At 71.2% G+C, this 19492-nt stretch carries 20 protein-coding genes; 15 read left to right on the forward strand and 5 right to left on the reverse strand.

Features of this window, described 5'->3' with window-relative positions:
* Positions 1-39: 39 nt before the first annotated feature.
* From Sri02f_RS36275 to Sri02f_RS36315, 9 genes are all read left to right on the forward strand, one after another.
* Positions 40-684, forward strand: coding sequence for an HAD family hydrolase (locus Sri02f_RS36275; protein ID WP_109005563.1), 645 nt, complete (start codon positions 40-42; stop codon positions 682-684).
* 92 nt (positions 685-776) lie between these two features.
* Positions 777-1487, forward strand: coding sequence for a VC0807 family protein (locus tag Sri02f_RS36280; protein WP_109005564.1), 711 nt, complete (start codon positions 777-779; stop codon positions 1485-1487).
* Positions 1488-1562: 75 nt separating this feature from the next.
* Positions 1563-2798, forward strand: coding sequence for an MFS transporter (locus Sri02f_RS36285; protein WP_109005565.1), 1236 nt, complete (start codon positions 1563-1565; stop codon positions 2796-2798).
* Positions 2749-3921: an acetoin utilization protein AcuC gene (locus Sri02f_RS36290; RefSeq protein ID WP_109005566.1), complete on the forward strand. Its 1173-nt coding sequence runs from the start codon at positions 2749-2751 to the stop codon at positions 3919-3921. The genes Sri02f_RS36285 and Sri02f_RS36290 overlap by 50 nt, the downstream gene beginning before the upstream one ends.
* Positions 3922-3996: 75 nt before the next feature.
* Positions 3997-4812 (forward strand): phosphatase, encoded by an 816-nt coding sequence (locus Sri02f_RS36295; protein WP_109005567.1) that lies wholly within the window; start codon positions 3997-3999, stop codon positions 4810-4812.
* A 134-nt stretch (positions 4813-4946) separates the two neighbouring features.
* Positions 4947-5159: a helix-turn-helix domain-containing protein gene (locus Sri02f_RS36300; protein WP_004984898.1), complete on the forward strand. Its 213-nt coding sequence runs from the start codon at positions 4947-4949 to the stop codon at positions 5157-5159.
* Positions 5160-5338: 179 nt separating this feature from the next.
* Complete coding sequence (locus Sri02f_RS36305) at positions 5339-5437, forward strand: 30S ribosomal protein bS22 (RefSeq protein WP_003948845.1); 99 nt, start codon at positions 5339-5341, stop codon at positions 5435-5437.
* Positions 5438-5723: 286 nt separating this feature from the next.
* Positions 5724-6797 (forward strand): NAD-dependent epimerase/dehydratase family protein, encoded by a 1074-nt coding sequence (locus Sri02f_RS36310; protein WP_109005568.1) that lies wholly within the window; start codon positions 5724-5726, stop codon positions 6795-6797.
* 14 nt (positions 6798-6811) lie between these two features.
* Positions 6812-7879 (forward strand): lysophospholipid acyltransferase family protein, encoded by a 1068-nt coding sequence (locus Sri02f_RS36315; RefSeq protein ID WP_109005569.1) that lies wholly within the window; start codon positions 6812-6814, stop codon positions 7877-7879.
* Between the two features lie 89 nt (positions 7880-7968).
* Here Sri02f_RS36315 and Sri02f_RS36320 read toward each other — a convergent pair whose 3' ends face one another.
* The 3 genes from Sri02f_RS36320 to Sri02f_RS36330 all read right to left on the reverse strand — a co-directional run bounded on the left by Sri02f_RS36320 (position 7969) and on the right by Sri02f_RS36330 (position 11672).
* Complete coding sequence (locus Sri02f_RS36320) at positions 7969-9204, reverse strand: DUF5667 domain-containing protein (protein WP_109005570.1); 1236 nt, start codon at positions 9202-9204, stop codon at positions 7969-7971.
* Between the two features lie 246 nt (positions 9205-9450).
* On the reverse strand, positions 9451-10233 hold the full coding sequence (locus Sri02f_RS36325; RefSeq protein ID WP_109005571.1) for an ECF subfamily RNA polymerase sigma factor, BldN family: 783 nt from the start codon (positions 10231-10233) through the stop codon (positions 9451-9453).
* Between the two features lie 503 nt (positions 10234-10736).
* Entirely contained in the window at positions 10737-11672 is a 936-nt protein-coding gene (locus Sri02f_RS36330; RefSeq protein ID WP_109005572.1) for an HAD family hydrolase, read from the reverse strand.
* 102 nt (positions 11673-11774) lie between these two features.
* Here Sri02f_RS36330 and Sri02f_RS36335 point away from each other — a divergent pair, with 102 nt between their 5' ends.
* From Sri02f_RS36335 to Sri02f_RS36355, 5 genes are all read left to right on the forward strand, one after another.
* Positions 11775-12050, forward strand: coding sequence for a glutaredoxin family protein (locus tag Sri02f_RS36335; protein WP_109005573.1), 276 nt, complete (start codon positions 11775-11777; stop codon positions 12048-12050).
* A 248-nt stretch (positions 12051-12298) separates the two neighbouring features.
* Positions 12299-13063 (forward strand): redox-sensing transcriptional repressor Rex, encoded by a 765-nt coding sequence (locus Sri02f_RS36340; RefSeq protein WP_109005574.1) that lies wholly within the window; start codon positions 12299-12301, stop codon positions 13061-13063.
* Positions 13060-14778, forward strand: coding sequence for a glutamyl-tRNA reductase (locus Sri02f_RS36345; protein ID WP_109005575.1), 1719 nt, complete (start codon positions 13060-13062; stop codon positions 14776-14778). Before Sri02f_RS36340 ends, Sri02f_RS36345 begins: the two co-directional genes overlap by 4 nt.
* A gap of 5 nt (positions 14779-14783) precedes the next feature.
* Positions 14784-15779, forward strand: a complete 996-nt coding sequence (gene hemC, locus Sri02f_RS36350; RefSeq protein ID WP_109005576.1) for a hydroxymethylbilane synthase — start codon at positions 14784-14786, stop codon at positions 15777-15779.
* Positions 15776-17482 carry a bifunctional uroporphyrinogen-III C-methyltransferase/uroporphyrinogen-III synthase gene (locus Sri02f_RS36355; RefSeq protein ID WP_109005577.1) on the forward strand — a complete coding sequence of 569 codons (1707 nt, stop codon included), beginning with the start codon at positions 15776-15778 and terminating at the stop codon, positions 17480-17482. The genes hemC and Sri02f_RS36355 overlap by 4 nt, the downstream gene beginning before the upstream one ends.
* A gap of 235 nt (positions 17483-17717) precedes the next feature.
* On the opposite strand, the gene Sri02f_RS36360 is transcribed toward Sri02f_RS36355, so the two are convergent.
* Both Sri02f_RS36360 and Sri02f_RS36365 read right to left on the reverse strand, forming a co-directional pair.
* The gene (locus tag Sri02f_RS36360) at positions 17718-17924 is read right to left on the reverse strand and encodes a DUF397 domain-containing protein (protein ID WP_109005578.1); all 207 of its coding nucleotides are present in this window, start codon (positions 17922-17924) and stop codon (positions 17718-17720) included.
* A complete protein-coding gene (locus Sri02f_RS36365; protein ID WP_109005579.1) occupies positions 17921-18757 on the reverse strand; it encodes a helix-turn-helix domain-containing protein in 837 nt (278 codons plus the stop codon). Before Sri02f_RS36365 ends, Sri02f_RS36360 begins: the two co-directional genes overlap by 4 nt.
* 143 nt (positions 18758-18900) lie before the next feature.
* Between Sri02f_RS36365 and Sri02f_RS36370 the strand changes: the two genes are divergently transcribed.
* Positions 18901-19344, forward strand: coding sequence for an ATP-binding protein (locus Sri02f_RS36370; protein WP_109005580.1), 444 nt, complete (start codon positions 18901-18903; stop codon positions 19342-19344).
* The last annotated feature ends 148 nt before the right edge of the window (positions 19345-19492 follow it).

The following is a 19492-nucleotide window of genomic DNA, read 5'->3' on the forward strand; positions in this document are numbered from 1 at the left end:
TTTCGGGGTCCCCGTTCCGGGGTCGTTTAGGGTTCAGGCATGCGCTACGACCTGGTGATCTTCGACAACGACGGTGTCCTCGTGGACAGTGAGCCGATCTCCAACAGGCTGTTGGCCGCCTATCTCACCGAGCTGGGGCATCCGACGTCCTACGAGGACTCGATCCGGGAGTACATGGGCTCCGCGATGCACCGGATCCACGACCTGGTCCAGGAGCGCACGGGGCAGCGCCTGCCGGCGGAGTTCGACGACACGTTCCACCGGCGGGTGTTCGCGGCCTTCGAGCGGGAGCTGGAGCCCGTTCCCGGGGCGGTGGACGTCCTGGCGAAGCTGGCCGCGGACGGAGTGCCGTACTGCGTCGCTTCCTCGGGGAGCCATGAGCGGATCCGGGTGGGGCATCGCAAGACCGGGCTGGACCGCTGGTTCGGGGAGGACCGCGTCTTCAGCTCGCAGGACGTGGGGAAGGGGAAGCCGGCCCCCGATCTGTTCCTGTACGCGGCCGAGCGGATGGGGGTGTCGCCGGAGCGCTGTGTGGTCGTCGAGGACAGTCCGCTGGGCGTGCAGGCGGCTGTGGCGGCGGGGATGGACGTGTACGGGTTCACCGCGATGACGCCTGCCGCGAGGCTCGCGGGGGCCACCCAACTCTTCTCGGAGCTGGGTCAGTTGGCTGACCTGCTGGTCTGACGGGCGGTACCCCCGCGCACTGACAACTGTCATGCATAGCTCCGGACGATCGTTTCTACCGGGGGACCCCTCCCGGCGGCGAAGCTGTGGGCATGACGACGAACCAGCACAAGAAGCTGAACGCCTTCGCCCCGCTCATCGTGGACGTGGCGGTGCCGCTCGGGTCGTACTACCTGTTCAAGGGCGCGTTCGGGATGAGCACGTTCGCCGCTCTCGCCTGGAGCAGCGTGGTGCCGGCCGGGCGCACGATGTGGAGCGCGCTGAGGGAGCGGGCGGTCAACGGTCTCGCCGGGCTCATCCTCGTCGTCAACGTCGTGGGTCTGGTGCTGAGCTTCGTCTCCGGTGACCCGCGGTTGATGCTGGCCAAGGACAGCGGCGTCAGCAGCACCGTCGGGATCGGGATCCTGGTCTCCGTGGTGCTGGGGCGGCCGATGATGACGGCCGGACTGAAGCCGTTCCTGGTGAAGAGCGACGCGGTCCGCGAGGCGGCCTGGGCGCGGCTGGAGAGCGGTGCGGCGGCCGCGTCGGCGGACTTCCGCAGGCGCGAGCGGGCCTTCTCGCTGGTGTGGGGTGCGGTGCTGCTCGCCGAGTGCGCGGTGCGGATCGTCGGCGCGTACACGGTGCCGGTGGACACCATGGTGTGGCTGGGGTCGGTGGTCATGGTGGTGGCGATGGGACTGGCGGTCGTGGTCGGCGGGGCGCTGGGCGCCGGTCCGATGGAGGCGATCGTCTCCGCGGAGGCGAGGGGCGGGGAGCCGGTGGAGGCCGGGGCCGAGGTGCTGGAGGTCGCCCTCGCCCGGTGACGCCGGCAAAGCTGAGGAGAACTCATCTTTGGCTGGATCTACCCACGAGTACCTCGGGGCCCTACGCTCGCCGCCATGACAGATGTGCTGCGGCGCGGTAGGGCCTCCTTGGCGTTCAGTTTCTTCGCGCAGGGGGCCGCGTTCGCTCTGCTGGTGACCCGGATCCCGGCCATCCAGGACCGGTACGGCGTCTCGGACGCGCTGTTGCCCGCCTTCCTCGCGGCCGTGCCGGTGCTGGCCGGAGTGGGGAGCGTGACGACCGAGCAACTGGTGAAGCGGATACCGCCGAGTCTGCTGCTGCGCTGGTCCCAGCCGGTGGTGCTGCTGGCCCTGGTGGGGGTCGGGGCGGGGCGCGGGATGGCGGAGCTGGGGGCCGCGCTGGCGGTGTTCGGGCTGGCCGTGGGGGCGCTGGACGCCTCGATGAACATGCTCGGGGTGAGTCTGCAGCGGACGTACGGGCGCAGCATCATGCTCAGTTTCCATGCCGTGTACAGCCTGGGCGGCATCGTGGGGGCCTCGCTGGCGTGGGCGGGGGCGCACTGGCATCTCGCGCTGTGGGTGTCGTATCTGCCGGTGGTGGCGGTGTTGCTGCCGGTCGCTCTGGTGGGGAGCCGTTGGTACGTCGACGGTGACGGGGACTCCGGTGCGGGGGACGGGGCCGGCGAGGACGGGAGGGCGGAGGGCGGCGGCTCGGGTGTCGTCTTCAAGATGCTGCTGCCGCTGTGTCTGGTGATGTCCTTCGCGTACATCGGGGACTCGACGGTCTCCAACTGGAGCGCGAAGTATCTGCAGGACGTGCTGGGGAGTTCGGAGCAGCTGGCGACCGTCCCGTACAACGTCTACATGGTGACCACGCTGCTCGGGCGGGCCATCGGGGACTTCGGGGTGCGGCGGTTCGGGGCGGCGGCCGTGGTGCGGGTGGGGGCGCTGGTGGCGGCCGGCGGGTTCGCGGTGGTGGCGGGTGCGCCCGGGGCGTGGGTGGGGATGCTGGGGTTCACGTTCGTGGGGCTGGGGCTGTGTGTGCTGGTGCCGCAGACGTTCGCGGCGGCGGGGCGGTTGTTCCCGGGGGCCTCGGATGCGGCGATCGCGCGGCTGAACATCTTCAACTACGTCGGCTTCCTGGTCGGTTCGCCGTTGGTGGGGGCGCTGGGGGACGCGTGGAGCTACCGGGGCGCGATGGCGGTGCCGATGGTGTTGGTGCTGGTGACGTTGGTGTACGCCCGGTCGTTCGCCGCTCAACCGGACCGATACGGTGTCGGGCATGAGCGGCCGCGCACAGCTGATGTGGGACGAGGCAGTAACGGGCTATGACTTCGGGCCCGAGCATCCGATGGATCCGGTCAGGCTGGATCTGACCAGGAGGCTCGTGGGCGCCCTGGGACTCGACCGGGCGCTGGACGTCGTCGCGGCGAAGCCCGCCGGGGAGTCGACGTTGCGGCTCGTGCACCGGGAGGACTACGTCGACGCGGTGAAGGCGGCGTCGGCGGATCCCGGGGCGGCGGACCAGGCCTACGGGCTGGGGACGCTGGACGATCCGGCGTTCGCGGGGATGCACGAGGTGTCGGCTCTGATCGCCGGGCTGTCCGTCGGGGCCGCGGAGGCCGTGTGGCGCGGGGACGTGCTGCACGCGGTGAACTTCTCGGGCGGGCTGCATCACGCGATGCCGGGCGGCGCTTCGGGGTTCTGCGTCTACAACGACGCGTCGCTGGCGATCGCCCGGCTGCTGGAGCTGGGGGCCGAGCGGGTCGCGTACGTGGACGTGGACGTGCATCACGGGGACGGGGTGCAGGCGGCGTTCTGGGACGATCCGCGGGTGCTGACGATCTCGCTGCACGAGCATCCTCGGACGTTGTTCCCGCAGACGGGCTGGCCGGAGGAGACCGGTGGGGACGCGGCGCGGGGTTCGGCGGTGAACGTGGCGCTGCCGGCGGGGACCGGGGACGCGGGGTGGCTGCGGGCGTTCCACGCGGTGGTGCCGGAGCTGATCGCCGATTTCCGTCCGGATGTGCTGGTGACGCAGCACGGGGCCGACACGCACTTCGAGGATCCGCTGGCTCATCTCGCGGTCTCCCTCGACGCGCAGCGGGCCGTGCAGGTGGCCTGCCACGAGCTGGCGCACGGGTACGCGGGGGGGAAGTGGGTCGCGCTGGGCGGGGGCGGCTACGCGGTGGTGGAGGTGGTGCCGCGGTCCTGGGCGCATCTGGTGGCGGTGGCGGCGGGGACGCCGGTCGCGCCGGAGACGGTGATCCCGGAGGGATGGCGGCAGGAGGTCTTCGCTCGTACGCGGCAGTTGGGGCCGATGCGGATGACCGACGGGCGGTGGCCCGTGCGGTGGGCGGAGTGGGAGGCGGGGTACGACCCGGCTGACCGGCTGGACCAGGCCGTGCTGGCCACCCGGCGGGCGGTGTTCCCCCTGCGGGGGCTGCTGGCGTAGGACTGCTTACGCCAACCGTGCGGTGTCGGCCGGGTTTCTGCCCCCGGACCGCTCGTCGTCGGGCAGCATCGCTTCGTGTGGAGTACCGCGGCCCTTCGGGCGCATCTGCTCGCTGCGGGACTGGCCGGGGTGGTGGCCACCACCCGGGAGGAGAGCCTGCGCAGCTACCGGCTCTTCGCCGCCCGGGACCCGCGGGCGCTGCTCGGGCTCGATCCGGAACGGAGTTGGGGGCAGCGGGATCTGATCGCGTTGATGGCGGACAGGTGCGGGGTTTCGGCCGATCCGGAGTGCGTCTCGGGGCATGATGTGATCGATCCCGGACGAACGCTGGCCGCCCTGGACGCTTTCGCGGATCGACTCGCCGCGGTCGCCCAGCGTGGCGCCCGGGTGCTTCTCGGCACCGGGCATCCGCATCGGCTGCTGGGGTTCTACGCCGCTCTCGCGGACGCTTTGTCGACGGCAGGATGTGATGTCCTCACCCCGGCGCAGGGTCACTGTGTCGACATAACGACCCGGTTCGGCCTACGCACGCACCGTCTCGCGTACGTACGGGGCGTCGCTGTCGTCCGGGAGGCCGGGGTCGAACGCGCCGGTTGTGCGACCGGTGTGCACAGCCATTCTCCGCTGCCGGTTCGGGTGGCGCTCGCGGCGGCGGCGGAAGACGGCGGACGGCTCCCCGAGCTCGTGATCGGGGACCACGGGTGGGTCTGCGGGGCAGGTCAGCTGGGGTTCGAAGCCATCGGGCTGGCGGACACCGACGACCCCGCGCCGTTCGTCGGGGAGGCCGAGGGGACCGTGTCCGTGGCCGTTCCACTTGATGACGCCGTGCGATCCGCTTACTACCGGCCGCTGACCCGCTACGTACTCAATCGAGCGTGTCTGTCCGAGTAGGCCGCTGATGGGTGCACCTCTTCCCCACTCGCATCACCCGCCCCTACATTGGGGAGTGAGCACGCAGCGACGAAGAGTCACCGGAAGGGGAAGCCGGTGGCCGTCGAGTCGAGTGCGGAAGGTTCAGGTGTGTCATGGCTGCAGCTGGCGAGAGGCCTCTGAACGAGGTTCAGTTCCTTACCGTGGCGGAAGTCGCCTCGGTGATGCGAGTGTCGAAGATGACCGTGTACCGACTGGTGCACAGCGGTCATCTGCCCGCGATCCGGGTGGGGCGGTCCTTCCGCGTCCCCGAGCAAGCGGTTCACGAGTACCTCCGCGAGAGCTATGTGGGGGTGGAAACCGCCTGACGGCCGGGCCTGTCCGCAGGGCAGGCCGCAGGGCGGAGGGGTCCGGCCGCAGGGCCGTCCCGGGCCCCTCCGGTCCCTCGATTACGACCTCAGCGCTCGGGCGGGTAGGCTAGCCCCTCGTAGGTCGTATGGGCCCATGGCGCCCAGCACCGAGTGATGAGAAGTGAGCGAGGGTAGTCGTGGGCTCTGTTATCAAGAAGCGGCGCAAGCGGATGGCCAAGAAGAAGCACCGCAAGCTGCTCAAGCGCACGCGCGTTCAGCGTCGCAACAAGAAGTAGAACGTACTTACTTCTTCGCGACGCGAGCCGCGTAAGCGTCGTGTGGCCCCCCACCGTGTTATCGGTGGGGGGCCACACGTATGTCCGGGCCGCGTGCGCCCGGCTGAACGCCGTGCGTATGCCTGGACGTGCAGCGTGGCCGGTCCGGTCGTACGACCGGAGGTTCCCGTCACCTCGGGCATCGGCCGGTCACCACAGCGCAATATCGACCCGCTAAGTTGGCCCGCAGACGGGGAACGCGGCAGGGTAGCCAGGGCGGTTCCAGGACGGAAGGAAGGCGCTGATCTTGGGAAAGGTCGTGCTCGTTACCGGAGTGGCCCGTCAGCTCGGGGGCCGGTTCGTACGACGGATCCAGCGTGACCCACAGGTCGACCGGGTCGTCGCCGTGGACGCGGTACCCCCCGAGCACCATCTGGGCGGCGCCGACTTCATCCAGGCCGACATCCGTCAGCCGACCATCGCGCGGGTGCTCGCCGAGACCGGCGCCGACACGGTCGTCCATCTGGACGTGACGGGCACCGCGTTGGGCGGCGGCAGCCGGACCACGGTCAAGGAGACCAACGTCATCGGCACCATGCAGCTGCTCGGCGCCTGCCAGAAGTCGCCGAGCGTGAAGCGGCTGGTCGTCAAGTCCAGCACCAACGTCTACGGGTCCGCGCCGCGTGATCCCGCCGTGTTCACCGAGACCACGTCCGCGAAGTCGCTGCCCAGCGGGGGCTTCGCCAAGGACGCCGTCGAGGTGGAGGGCTATGTGCGCGGGTTCGCCCGGCGGCGGCCCGACGTCGCCGTGTGCGTGCTGCGGTTCGCCAACATCCTCGGGCCCACCGCCGAGACGCCGCTCGCCGCGTACTTCTCGCTGCCCGTGCTGCCCACCGTGTTCGGTTACGACCCCCGGCTGCAGTTCGTGCACGAGGACGACGTCATCGAGGTGCTGCGGATCGGCTCGCACGAGCCGGAGCGGGGCACGCTCAACAGCGGCACCTTCAACATCGCCGGGGACGGGGTGCTGTTGCTGTCGCAGTGCTCCCGGCGGCTCGGGCGGCCCACCGTGCCGCTGCTGCTGCCCGCCGTCACCTGGGCGGGCTCCCTGGTGCGTACGCTGGGCATGACGGACTTCTCGCCCGAGCAGATCCGGCTGCTCACCCATGGCCGGGTCGTGTCGACGGTCCAGATGCGCGAGACGCTGGGGTTCCTGCCGCGTTACACCACGGCCGGGACGTTCGAGGACTTCGCGCGCAGCCACGGGCCCGGGCTGTTGCCGCCCGAGGCCGTCGCCGGGGCCGTCGACCGGATCGCCGCGCTGCCGCTGCCGGGCGGCGGCCACGCCCCGGCCCACCCCCCGACGCCGAGCGCCAACTGAGGAGCGCATCAACGATGGCGGACGCCAAGGTCATTCCGTTCGACGACGACCGGTCCCGGGGGAGCGCCGTGACGCGGCCGCCCCGGCGCCGGGGGGCGGCGAGCCGGCGCAAGAACGGCGAGCCCGCGCCGGTCCGGGAGATCGGCGAGGCCGGGGAGGTCCAGCCCCTGCCCGCCAGGGCGGCGGGGCAGGATGATGCTGTGGTGACGGGTGAGGAACAGGGGCGCCAGGACGGGGGCGGCGGTGGCCTGGAGCGGCGGATCGCGGGCGGCCTGTCCTTCCTGCGCCGGCGCCTCACCGGCGACTACGAGGTCGACGACTTCGGCTACGACGAGGAGCTCACCGACCAGGTCCTGATGTCCCTGCTGCGGCCGGTGTACGAGAAGTACTTCCGGGTCGAGGTGAAGGGCGTCGAGAACATCCCGGCCGAGGGCGGTGCGCTGATCGTCGCCAACCACTCCGGGACGCTGCCGTTGGACGGGCTGATGATGCAGGTCGCCGTCCACGACCACCACCCGGCGGGCCGGCATCTGCGGCTGCTGGCGGCCGACCTCGTGTTCGTGCTGCCGGTGGTCAACGAGCTGGCCCGCAAGCTCGGTCACACCCTGGCCTGTGCCGAGGACGCCGAACGGCTGCTGGGCCAGGGCGAGCTGGTCGGGGTGATGCCGGAGGGGTTCAAGGGCATCGGGAAGCCGTTCAGCGAGCGGTACAAGCTGCAGCGGTTCGGCCGGGGCGGCTTCGTCTCCACCGCGCTGCGCCAGGGCGCTCCGATCATCCCCTGCTCGATCGTCGGGGCGGAGGAGATCTACCCGATGATCGGCAACGCCAAGACCCTGGCGCGGGTGCTGGGTTTCCCGTACTTCCCGCTGACGCCGACGTTCCCCTGGCTGGGCCCGCTGGGTGCGATCCCGCTCCCGACCAAGTGGACGATCCAGTTCGGCGAGCCGATCCCGACGGACGGCTTCCCCCCGGAGGCGGCCGAGGATCCGATGCTGATGTTCAACCTGACGGACCAGGTCCGCGAACAGATCCAGCACACGCTGTACAAACTGCTCGTGCAGCGGCGGTCGGTGTTCTTCTGAGCGCTTTCCCCCGGTTCCGGGGTGGTCCCGGCGCACGGCGGTGGGGGCGTTCCTCCTGAAGAGGAACGCCCCCACCGCCGTGGAGCTCGCTAGCCCGCGTCCTCGCTGTCGATGCCCAGGCCCGGGAGCAGGCCGGGCAGGAGGGGCGGGAGGGTGACGTCCGGCCGGGTGCTGGGAGTGCTGGTCGGGGCGGTGCTGCCGTTGTCCTTCGGGGGGTCGAGCAGGCCGCCGGTGTCGCCGCCGAGCAGGCCGTCGTCGTCTCCGGTGGCGCCGGAGGAGGACTTGCCGGGGGTGCCGGGCGTGGTGCCGCCGCCCGCGGACGACTCCTTGCCCGGGCCGGCGCCGGGGGTGGTCGAGCGGCCGGTCTCCGAGGCGCCGGTGGACGCCGGGCCGGAGCCGTGGCGGGCGCTGCCGCTCGGGGCGGGCGGCTGCGGCAGCAGGGACTGCAGCGGCGCGACCTCCTCGTCTATGGCTTCGAAGACCGACGAGACCTGCTGACTGACGTCGCCGAGCTGGACCGGCAGGCGGTCGCGCAGGGCGCCCCAGGCCTCGCGGTGCGAGCGGGTGAACGCGTCGAGAGCCTGGATGGGGCCCAGGGAGTGGGGATCGCGTTGGTACGCCTCGTGGAGGAGGCGGTGGCCTTCCGTCGCGTCGTGCTGCATGCCGTTCAGGGCGCGGCGGATCTCGCCGAGGGACTCGTGGTCGAGGTCGCCGCTGCGGCCCCGTTCCATGAGGCGGCGGGCTTCGCTGAGCCGGGTGGAGGCCTGGTCGAGGTAGGTGCGACCGCGTTCGTCGTCACCGTCGGCCAGGTAGTTGAGTTTGAAGTCCTCGATGCCGCGCTTCAGTCCGTAGAGCCCGTCGCCGGGAAGGGCGTCGGAGCTGGCCGCGGCGACGCCGCCGAAGGCGCCGGCCGCGACGCCGACGCTGAGGCCGCCCGCGGTGAGGCCCTTGGCCAGACGGGAACGCGGTCGCAGTTTGCCCAGGGGACCGGCCCGGTGTGTGCCCTTCGCCCGGTGGGAGCGCGGCTCCGGCACCGAGGGTCCCGCCGCTTCGCCTCCCGCGGTGCCCGCCTGCAGCATGGCCTCCATGGCGGCGACCAACTGGGCCCGCTGGACGACCTTGACCTCGGGGTCGAGTTCCGGCTTGGGCAGCTCGGCGAGACTCGTGGCGAGGGCCAGAATGCGGCCCTGCTCGGTCTGGTCCGCAGCGGCCGGCGTCGGCGGTGATCCTTCGGTCTGCTCGGCCGCCGTGTCCTGGTCGGAATGCTCCTCCAGGGCCTGGGCGAAGGCGTTCGCCCGCCGGTGTGCCGATACGTTCGCGATCACAGGCGGCACCTCCTCTCGTCATGACGGTCGACTCCCGGGGGGTCCTGAGGGTTGCACGCCCTCGGCCGGTTCCACACGATCGAGTGATCGGGGTCGGCCGGGACGTGACCACAGGGAGCCTGTATCCCGCACAACGACTGGCGCGGCACTTGGGTTACGGACGGCGGATGATGGGATCGGGAAGTCAACGGACTTTCACTGAAAGTGAGTTGGGGATGGCTGACGGTAGGCCGCCGACGGGTCGGGTCAGCGGGCGTCTTCCGGCAGGAGGCGGGCGAGGGTGCGGACGGCCCGGTACTGCAGCGTCTTGATGGCGCCCTCGTTCTTGCCCATCACGCGAGCGGTCTCGGCGACGGAGAGGCCCTGCAGGAACCGGAGTGTCACGCACTCCTGCTGCTGGGGGTTGAGTCGGCGCACCGCGTCCAGCAGTGCGGCGTTGGAGAGGGACTCCAGGACGGAGTCCTCGGGTGAGCGCTCGACCTCGTTGGCGTCGAGCATCTCGCCGGTGGTCACTTCCAGCCGGAAGCGGCTCGACTTGAAGTGGTCGGCGACGAGGTTGCGGGCGATGGTGACGAGCCAGGCGCCGAAGTCGCGGCCCTGCCAGGTGAACGTCCCGATGCGGCGCAGGGCGCGCAGGAACGTCTCGCTGGTGAGGTCCTCGGCTGTCGCCTTGCCGCCCACCCGGTAGTAGATGTAGCGGTACACGGTGTCGCTGTACTGGTCGTACAGCCGCCCGAAGGCGTCGGCCTCGCCGGCCTGTGCGCGTTCGACGAGATCCATCATCCGGGCGCTGTCGCTGTCGGCGGCCGGTCGGCGGGTGGCGGTGGGCGCGCCGGTCGCGCGTCCTCTTCTGCCGACCGCGGCGCTGCCTTCCGCCAGTGCATAGCACGGGCCCGCCGGAGTGGCGGCGGCGAAGGCGGGGACGGCGTACGCGGTGGGGACGAAGCCGCGCAACAGGTCCTGGACCGTAGCGACCGTTGCGCGCAGCGTAGCCAGGCCCGAGGTGTCAACCCCGACGTGTGGGTACACGGGACTCCCAGAGGCAGAGCTTCCATCACGTGCAGTGCGGAACCTTTCACCCGTCGTAGCGACGGGAGGGGTGCCGGATTGCGTCTGAGGAGAATAACGCTTCGTACAGGCCCTGCTACACCGAGTTGCTCAAATCATCGATTACGTCGCTTCTGTGGCCTATTGGCGCTCGATCAAGTTACGCAGGATGACCGATTGATGATCGGAAGGGTTCGAGTTTCGGGTCGGTCCGGGGCGGGTTGTGGCTGTCCGCGGACAACAGGACTGCGTGTGGGGTTACGGGGGTACGACCGTTGGATTGGCCGGGTTTCCTCGTGGGTGTGGAGTGTCGTCGGGCGGCATGACGGAGCGGCCGGGCGATTGTCGTACCGCCGCGGCCGCTGTCCTCGCGCCTTCGCGCCTTCGCGCCTCGCTGTCCTCGTGCTTTCGGGCCTTCGTGCCGTCGCGTAGTGCGCCGTCGGGCCTTCGCGCCGTCGGTTCTCGCGCCCGCGTGGGGCCGGCCCCTACCGCCGTCGCCGGTGCAGGGCGATGGCCGCCGCGGTGCCGCCCGCGACCGCTCCCACGCCCGCCGCCGCCGGGATGCCGACCTTCGCCGCCTTGCGGCCCGTGCGGTAGTCGCGCAGCCGCCAGTCGAGGGTGTGCGCGTGCCTGCGCAGCTTGGCGTCGGGGTTGATGGCGTAGGGGTGGCCGACCAGGGACAGCATCGGGATGTCGTTGTGGGAGTCGCTGTAGGCGGCGCAGCGCGAGAGGTCCAGGTTCTCCGCGGCCGCCAGCGCGCGCACCGCCTCCGCCTTCGCGGGCCCGTGCAGCGGCTCGCCGACCAGCTTGCCGGTGTAGACGCCGTCGACGGACTCCGCGACGGTGCCCAGCGCGCCGGTGAGGCCGAGGCGGCGGGCGATCACCTGGGCGATCTCCACCGGGGCGGCCGTGACCAGCCACACCTTCTGGCCGGCGTCGAGGTGCGCCTGGGCGAGGGCGCGGGTGCCCGGCCAGATGCGCTCGGCCATGTACTCGTCGTAGATCTCCTCGCCGATCGACATCAGCTCGGAGACGCGGTGGCCCTGCACGATGGACAGCGCCGAGTCGCGGGCCTCCTGCATGTGCTCGGGGTCCTCGACGCCGGCCAGCCGGAACCAGGCCTGCTGCCAGGCGAAGCGGACCAGGTCGCGGGTCTCGAAGAACTTCCGTTTGTAGAGGCCGCGGCCGAAGTGGAAGAGCGCCGCGCCCTGCATGACGGTGTTGTCGAGGTCGAAGAAGGCGGCGGCCATCGCGTCGCCGTGCACCGGGAACTGCGGTTCCCGGGGGGAGACGTCCAGGGCGTCCTGGGAGTCCAGGGCCTGGGTGGACTTGCGGGCTGCCTCCGCCGAGGCCTCGCCTGCCAACACGCTCCGCGCCGTGGCGGAGCGCCTACGGGGAGTGAGCCATCCTAGAGCGGCCATGGCGTGAGCATAGCCATTCTGTGCGGTGGTTCCGGATCCGAGAGGTTCGAAGGGTGTGAACTCTCCGCGGCCCTGCCGTGAAAGAAGGGCGAGAATGGCGGCATGAGTCCCCTCTTTCGACGTAAGGCCGGCCCGGGCGGGCGGTCGGTCACGCTGATCCGCAAGTCCGGCTGCCATCTGTGCGACGACGCGGAGCGTGTCGTCGACAAGGTCTGCGGGGAACTCGGCGTGCCCTGGGAGCAGAAGGACATCGCCGACGACCGGGAACTGTACGACCGGTACTGGGAGCAGATCCCCGTCGTCCTCGTGGACGGCAGGCAGCACACCTTCTGGCGGGTGGACGAGGACCGGCTGCGCAGGGAGCTGACCGGCCGATGAACTGACTGATCAGTACAAGGACACGCCGAACGTCGCTTAGGATCGATGGCGGTTCGGTCTCGGGGGCGGGATTCACGAGGAGAGTGGCGGTTTTGCCCCCTGGAATGACGCGCGTGACCCCGGTCACGTTGGCCGGGCAAATCGGACACCATCTTTGTGCACGCGTTCACAAAGACATAGCCTGCTGTCGACGGGGCGGTCTGGGAACGTACGACCGCCCACAGCCCCGCTCTACCCGCAGGAGCACCGTGGCAACTGGCCGAACTCACCGACCGGCGACCCGTAGCCGAGGGATTCCCGAGGCCACCGTCGCCCGCCTTCCGCTGTACCTTCGCGCGCTGACCGCACTGTCGGAGCGCTCGGTGCCCACGGTCTCCTCCGAGGAGCTCGCGGCCGCGGCGGGAGTCAACTCCGCCAAGCTGCGCAAGGACTTCTCCTACCTCGGTTCCTACGGGACGCGGGGCGTCGGCTACGACGTCGAGTACCTCGTCTACCAGATCTCCCGTGAGCTGGGGCTCACCCAGGACTGGCCGGTCGTGATCGTCGGCATCGGAAACCTCGGCGCGGCGCTCGCCAACTACGGCGGTTTCGCCTCGCGCGGCTTCCGGGTCGCGGCGCTCATCGACGCCGACCCGGCCATGGCCGGCAAGCAGGTCGCCGGGATCGCCGTCCAGCACAGCGACGGCCTGGAGAAGATCATCTCCGACAACGGCGTCTCCATCGGCGTCATCACCACCCCGCCGTCCGTCGCCCAGCAGGTCTGCGACCGGCTCGTGGCCGCCGGCGTCACCTCCATCCTGAACTTCGCGCCGACCGTGCTGTCCGTGCCCGACGGTGTCGACGTGCGCAAGGTCGACCTCTCCATCGAGCTGCAGATCCTCGCCTTCCACGAGCAGCGCAAGGCAGGCGAGGAGGCCGCTCTGAACGAGGCCGCCCTCGCCGCGCCCGCCGGCCGTGGCGACTCCACCGACCAGGGACCCGACGGGGACGTGCCCGCCGTGATGCCGGCATGAGTCTCCTCGTCGTCGGGCTGAGCCACCGCAGCGCCCCCGTGAGCGTGCTGGAGCGGGCGTCGCTGTCCACGGACGCCCAGGCCAAGCTGCTCCAGGACACCGTCGCCGCCGAACCGGCCGCCGAGGCCGCCGTCCTGGCCACCTGCAACCGGATCGAGCTGTACGCCGACGTGGACAAGTTCCACGCGGGCGTCGCCGAGCTGTCCACGCTGCTCGCCCAGCACAGCGGGGTCGGCCTGGAGGAGCTCACTCCCTATCTCTACGTGCACTACGAGGACCGTGCCGTCCACCACTTCTTCTCGGTGGCCTGCGGGCTGGACTCCATGGTCGTGGGCGAGGGCCAGATCCTCGGGCAGATCAAGGACTCGCTGGCGCGGGCGCAGGAGCTGCACACCGCCGGACGGCTGCTGAACGACCTGTTCCAGCAGGCCCTGCGGGTCGGCAAGCGCGCCCACTCCGAGACCGGCATCGACCGCGCCGGGCAGTCCCTGGTCACCTTCGGCCTGGAGCAGCTGGCCGCGGGCGAGGACGTGCGGGGCTGGGCACGGGGCAAGCGCGCCCTGGTGATCGGCGCGGGATCCATGTCCTCACTGGCCGCCGCGACCCTGGCGCGCGCCGGGGTCGCCGAGGTCGTCGTCGCCAACCGCACCCTCGACCGCGCCGAGCGGCTGGCCCAGATACTGGCCGAGGCCGACGGTGGGCACGTGTCGGCCCGCGCGGTACCGATGGAGTCGGTGCCGGCCGAGCTGACACGTGCCGACGTGGCCGTCTCCTGTACCGGGGCGACGGGCCTGGTCCTGACCGCGGAGTCGGTCGCTTCGGCGGTCGAGGGCCGCACCGGCGCGCCCGCCGCCTTCGACGAGGGGGACGCGCCGACGGACGTACGGCCGCTGCCGCCCACCTCCCTCGGCAGCGACGACAACTGTCCTCTCGACCTGGCCGCCGTGCAGCAGTCCGGCGTGCGGCAGACGGGGTTCTCCGTGATCGGGGAGGCCGCCGTCGCCGGGATGGACGCGGCCACGCTGGAGCAGCACGCCGCCTGGGTCGACAACGCCACCGTCGACCGGCGGCTCGCCGGCCGGCGCGGCCCCGAGGCCGACGCCGAGCTGATCGTCGCGCTCGCCGCGACCGCCGCGACCGTGGGACGCATCCCCGAGCGGCGCGTCCCCGAGCAGGTCGCCCCGCTCGTGCGGCCGCAGCCCGTGCTCTTCCTGCTCGACCTCGCGATGCCGCGGGACGTCGACGCGGCCGCCCACCGGCTGGCCGGAGTACGACTGGTCGACATCGAGTCGCTCTCCGAGGCCTCCGCCGACGCGCCCATGGCCGCCGACGTCGACCAGGTGCGGCGGATCGTCGCCGACGAGGTCGCGGCCTTCGGCGCGGCACAGCGGGCCGCGCACATCACGCCGACCGTGGTCGCGCTGCGTGCCATGGCCGCCGACGTCGTGGCCGGCGAGATCGCCCGGCTCGACGGGCGGCTGCCCGGCCTGGACGACAAGCACCGCGCCGAGATCACGCAGACCGTGAAGCGCGTCGTCGACAAGCTGTTGCACGCGCCGACCGTGCGGGTCAAGCAGCTCGCCGCCGAACCCGGCGGCGCCGGGTACGCGGACGCGCTGCGGACTCTGTTCGACCTCGACCAGGAGACGGTGGCCGCCGTGTCCCGGGCCGAGGACAGCACCGAGAAGACATCAGAGAACCGAGGGCCGGCATGAGCGGCATGAGTACGAAGGCACTGAGACTGGGGACCAGGCGGAGCAAGCTCGCCATGGCCCAGTCCGGGCAGGTGGCGGACGCCGTGAGCCAGGTGACCGGACGGCCCGTGGAGCTCGTCGAGATCACCACCTACGGTGACGTCTCCCGTGAGCACCTCGCGCAGATCGGCGGCACGGGCGTCTTCGTGACCGCGCTGCGCGACGCGCTGGCCCAGGGCGAGATCGACTTCGCGGTTCACTCGCTGAAGGACCTCCCCACCACGCAGCCCGAGGACCTGGTCCTGGCCGCGATACCCGTGCGCGAGGACCCCCGGGACGTGATCGTCGCCCGGGACGCGCTGAAGTTCGCCGACCTGCCGCGCGGGGCGCGCATCGGCACGGGCTCGCCGCGCCGCATGGCGCAGCTGAACGCGTACGCGCGCAGCCACGGGCTGGACATACACGCCGTGCCGATACGCGGGAACGTCGACACCCGCATCCGGTACGTGCACGACGGCGAGCTGGACGCGGTGGTGCTGGCCGCGGCCGGCCTGAGCCGCATCGGCCGCCTCGACGAGGTCACCGACTTCCTGTCGATAGACACGGTTCTGCCCGCTCCCGGCCAGGGAGCACTGGCGATCGAATGCGCCGCGCACGACGCAGCGCTGATCGCCGCCCTCGGTGAGCTCGACGACCCCTTCACCCGGGTCGCCGTGACCGCCGAACGGTCCCTGCTCGCCGCCCTGGAGGCCGGCTGCAGCGCCCCTGTGGGCGCGCTGGCCGACCTTCCCCCGCTCTCGGCTCCGCTCGAGCGGGGAAGCGCCCGGGGCGACGGGCAGATTGTCAACGAAATGCGCCTGCGGGGCGTCGTCGGGACCACCGACGGCTCTCGCATGGTGCAGCTGTCCACCACCGGTCCCGTGCCCGAGACGCACGACGGGGCAATGGCGCTCGGTCGCGAACTCGCCGCCGAGATGCTCGCCCAGGGCGCGGCCGGTCTGATGGGGGAGCAAGCACAGTGAGCCCCACCGCCCTTCCAGCCGCTGGCCTCGAACACGGGCACGTCACCTTCCTGGGTGCCGGACCCGGGGATCCGGGACTGCTGACTCTGCGCGCCGTGGAGGCGCTGGCGCACGCGGACGTCCTCGTCGCCGAGCACGAGGTGCTCGACGTCGTACGGACGCACGCCAGGCCAGGCGTCGCCGTCGTGAACGCGGAAGCGGGTCCTTCGTCGGACCCTCTCCCGGGCACGGGCACGCCGTTCCCCACGGTCGTTGACGGCACGTCAACAACCGCTGAGGCACCCGCTGTGCGCGATGCCGCACATCTTGTCATGGAGGCCGCGCGGGGCGGCAGGCGGGTCGTCCGTGCGGTGTCCGGAGACCCCGGACTCGACGCGTACGCGGCGGAGGAGATGCTCGCGTGCGCCGCCGCCGGCGTTCCCTTCGAGGTCGTGCCCGGTGTCGCGGCCGCCGTCGGCGTGCCCGCGTACGCCGGTGTGCCCCTGCGCGACGCGCAGGGCGCCGACGTCCGCTTCGTCGACGCGCGCACCGCCTCGGACCGCTGCTGGACCGAGGTCGGCGCGTCCGACGGGACGGTCGTGGTGTCGACGACCCTGGACTCCGTGGCCTCGGCCGCCGGAGAGCTGGTCTCCGCGGGCCGCAAGCCCGACACCCCGATGACGGTCACCGTGGCCGGCACGACGACCCGGCAGCGGACCTGGTCGGCGACGCTCGGCACGATCGCGCAGACCCTGAAGCAGGCGAAGGTGCTGCCCTCGCCCGAGGGCGGCCGGCCCGTGATAGTCGTGGTCGGCGAGCGTTCCGCCCCCGCCCAGCGCGACCAGCTGGCGTGGTTCGAGTCCAAGCCGCTGTTCGGCTGGAAGGTGCTCGTGCCGCGCACGAAGGAGCAGGCGGTGTCGCTCTCCGACCAGCTGCGGTCCTACGGGGCCGTGCCGCACGAGGTGCCGACGATCGCCGTCGAGCCGCCGCGCACGCCCCAGCAGATGGAGCGCGCGGTCAAGGGCCTGGTGACGGGCCGCTACGAGTGGATCGCCTTCACGTCCGTCAACGCCGTGAAGGCGGTGCGGGAGAAGTTCGAGGAGTACGGGCTCGACGCGCGTGCCTTCGCCGGCATCAAGGTCGCGGCGGTGGGCGAGCAGACGGCGAAGGCGCTGGTCGCCTTCGGCGTGAAGCCCGACCTCGTGCCGAGCGGCGAGCAGTCGGCCGCCGGGCTGCTGGAGGACTGGCCGCCCTACGACCCGGTCTTCGACCCGATCGACCGGGTGTTCCTGCCGCGCGCCGACATCGCCACCGAGACCCTGGTCGCCGGCCTCATCGAGCTGGGCTGGGAGGTCGACGACGTCACCGCCTACCGGACGGTGCGGGCCTCGCCGCCGCCGGCCGAGACGCGGGAGGCGATCAAGGGCGGTGGCTTCGACGCCGTGCTCTTCACGTCGTCGTCCACGGTGCGCAACCTGGTCGGCATCGCCGGCAAGCCGCACAACGTCACGGTGATCGCCTGCATCGGCCCGGCGACCGCCAAGACGGCGGAGGAGCACGGGCTGCGGGTCGACGTCATGGCCCCCGAGCCGTCCGTGCTCAAGCTGGCCGAGGCCCTGGCCGACTTCGGCCTGCGCCGCCGGGCGGCCGCGCAGGAGGCCGGAGACCCGGTGACCCGGCCGAGCGAGCGGCGACCGGGAGCCCGGCGGCGGCGCGCGACGTAGTCGCCGCTCGCTGCCCGTCCCGAGGGCGCTCGCCTCGGGGGCACGTTGCGCGCCCCGTCGTCTCCGTGGGAGACGGCGGGGCGTTCTTCTTGAGCGAAGGCGGGGACTGGAGCAGAAGTTTCGACTGGCGGACGGGATCACCGTGCCCTACGACACCCCGGCGGAGAGCCTCGCCTGGATCTCCGGCCGTGCTTCCGTCCGGGGCGGACGAGCGGGAGCCCGGCCAGCGGTGGCGTCAGTGGTCGGACGCGTACGGCAGGAAGGCCGTCCAGGCGGTGGGGGCCAGGGTGAGCCGAGGGCCTTGGGGGTCCTTGGAGTCGCGGACCAGGATGCGGGCGGGGGCCGCGGCCACTTCCACGCAGTCGGGGCCGTCAGGCGTGCTGTAGCTGCTCTTTATCCACTCCAGAGCCGGTCCGTCTTCCCTTGCAGGCTTGCGGATCATGTCTCTCCCAGCACAGTCTCGATGAAGGCCAGCGACTCCCGAGGAGCGAGAGCCTGTGCCCGGATGATCCCATAGCGAATATCCAGGATCTGAACCTCCTTGGGGTCGGTGATCACCCGGCTGATGAGCTGGACCTCGTTGTGCCCCACAGTGCTTCCGTCCCGCAACCTGAGCAGTCTGAACGACCCGGCCAAACCGGCGTTGTCCTCGCGTTCCAGCGGCAGCACTTGCAGGTCGACGTTGCTCAACCGGCCCACGTTCAGCAGGTGTTCGAGCTGCCTGCGCATCACCATTCTGCCGCCGATGGGACGGCGCAGCGTCGATTCGCACTGCACGAAGCTGAAGACACGCAGTGGTGCCTGCCCGCCGACGATGTCCTGTCGGGCCAAACGGGCCGCCACGTGTTGCTCAAGCTCGTCGTCGGAGAACGGAGGACGGCGCGTGGCGACCGATGCTCGAATGTACTCCTCGGTCTGCAACAACCCGTGAATCACCGAGTTGTTGTACGCGCACAGCTCGACCGCCTCCGCCTCCAGCCTCTTCAGGTCCCGTACCTTCTTCGGGTACCGGACCTCCGCGAGGTCCTCCTTCAGCGCCGCGATCCTGCCGCCCGCCGACAGGACCTCGTCCGCGCGGTCCAGGTACTCGGGCCGGGGAATCCGCCGTCCCCGTTCCACCGACGAGACCTGCTCCTCGCCGTATCCGATGGCCGCGCCGAACTCGGCCTGGGTGAGGCCGGCCGACTCCCGCCACAGCTTCAGCTGGCGCTGGACGGTCCTCATGACCGCCCCGGCTTCCTCGTCGGCCTCTGGTCCCGCGTCCCACTCGTTCACGTCCGCCGTCCTCCCCGCCGCGCCCTTTTCGGTCCAACCCCGGATGCCTGCGTCCCGTCACCCCGTACGGCCCGGACGGAACCGGACGCCACACGGACAGACGCCGTCCGCACGGGCCGCCTTTCTTCACAGGTTACGTACGAATGGACACGCTGGGTGACGTGAATCAGCAAACCGTGCGCGCACCGCTCCACCAGTTCTCCGTACCGCTCTCCGCCACCCGGCGCGGCGCCCGTCTCGCCCGCCTCCTCGCGGCCGAGCAACTCAGCTCCTGGGGAGCGCCGTTGGATCCGGCCCGGATCGTCGTCGCCGAACTCGCCGCGAATGCCGTCCTGCACGGCCGTGTCCCCGGCCGGAGCTTCCGCCTCACGCTCTCCGTCGTCAGGGCCGGGACCTTGCGCATCGAGGTCGCGGACACCCGGGGGGATCACCTGCCTGCCCCGGCCCGAGCGGGCGGCGACGTCCTCGCGGAGTCCGGCTACGGTCTGCTGCTCGTCGAGGAGTTGGCCGACCGGTGGGGTGTGCGGTGCGGGCCGGTGCCGTGCAAGACCGTGTGGGCGGAACTGGATTTCGACCCATGCCGGTGAACTCCGCACCGGAGCCCGGAAACACGGGACCCGGTGGGGTGAAGGCCGGTGCTGCTGGCCGTAAAAGACTCAAGAAACCGGGGAAAAAACCCTTCCAACCAAACCAAACCCCGTGTTTGTCACTCGGGTGGGTGAAACGGGTCGCTGT

Source organism: Streptomyces rishiriensis, assembly GCF_003112535.1.
Classification (GTDB): domain Bacteria; phylum Actinomycetota; class Actinomycetes; order Streptomycetales; family Streptomycetaceae; genus Streptomyces; species Streptomyces rishiriensis.

Excerpts from the sequence above, each read along its gene's own strand:
- Sri02f_RS36280 (WP_109005564.1), top strand. The coding sequence starts at position 777 with ATGACGACGAACCAGCACAAGAAGCTGAACGCCTTCGCCCCGCTCATC.
- Sri02f_RS36360 (WP_109005578.1), bottom strand. The coding sequence starts at position 17,924 with ATGATCCGCAAGCCTGCAAGGGAAGACGGACCGGCTCTGGAGTGGATA.
- Sri02f_RS36335 (WP_109005573.1), top strand. The coding sequence starts at position 11,775 with ATGAGTCCCCTCTTTCGACGTAAGGCCGGCCCGGGCGGGCGGTCGGTC.
- Sri02f_RS36370 (WP_109005580.1), top strand. The coding sequence starts at position 18,901 with ATGGACACGCTGGGTGACGTGAATCAGCAAACCGTGCGCGCACCGCTC.
- Sri02f_RS36330 (WP_109005572.1), bottom strand. The coding sequence starts at position 11,672 with ATGGCCGCTCTAGGATGGCTCACTCCCCGTAGGCGCTCCGCCACGGCG.
- Sri02f_RS36345 (WP_109005575.1), top strand. The coding sequence starts at position 13,060 with ATGAGTCTCCTCGTCGTCGGGCTGAGCCACCGCAGCGCCCCCGTGAGC.
- Sri02f_RS36300 (WP_004984898.1), top strand. The coding sequence starts at position 4,947 with ATGGCTGCAGCTGGCGAGAGGCCTCTGAACGAGGTTCAGTTCCTTACC.
- hemC (WP_109005576.1), top strand. The coding sequence starts at position 14,784 with ATGAGTACGAAGGCACTGAGACTGGGGACCAGGCGGAGCAAGCTCGCC.
- Sri02f_RS36275 (WP_109005563.1), top strand. The coding sequence starts at position 40 with ATGCGCTACGACCTGGTGATCTTCGACAACGACGGTGTCCTCGTGGAC.
- Sri02f_RS36285 (WP_109005565.1), top strand. The coding sequence starts at position 1,563 with ATGACAGATGTGCTGCGGCGCGGTAGGGCCTCCTTGGCGTTCAGTTTC.
- Sri02f_RS36315 (WP_109005569.1), top strand. The coding sequence starts at position 6,812 with ATGGCGGACGCCAAGGTCATTCCGTTCGACGACGACCGGTCCCGGGGG.
- Sri02f_RS36290 (WP_109005566.1), top strand. The coding sequence starts at position 2,749 with ATGAGCGGCCGCGCACAGCTGATGTGGGACGAGGCAGTAACGGGCTAT.